The 326-nt window shown below is 34.4% G+C and carries 1 pseudogene; it reads right to left on the reverse strand.

From position 1 onward, the window contains the following. Positions 1-326, reverse strand: a pseudogene (locus RM51_RS19575) (DNA polymerase III subunit alpha); the annotation flags it as partial.

Here is a 326-nt window from a genome sequence, read left to right on the forward strand (position 1 = left end):
ACATTGCGCCAGTATGTCTTTTGTTCTCTGAATAATTTCAGGGTATCTTTCGAATGCTTTTGCAATAGCCTGCTCATTCACAAAATATTCAGATTTTCTACAGACCTCTCTTTTGGTGAGCTTTGACAGTAAGGTATTGTTATCAATTGCTCGGAGAATTTTATGAAGTTCATATTCTTCATCGGTACTGAAAGTAACAGGATGTAAAACAAGCATCTTAGATAGTAGTTTCTGATATTCAGGTCTGATCAGAAAATTCAACTCCTCTATTCTTATGCCTATGAATTCATTTTCTTTAAGTTCAGTAGGAATATTGCTCATAGGAT

Source organism: Chryseobacterium taiwanense (assembly GCF_000813825.1).
GTDB classification, from domain to species: domain Bacteria; phylum Bacteroidota; class Bacteroidia; order Flavobacteriales; family Weeksellaceae; genus Chryseobacterium; species Chryseobacterium taiwanense.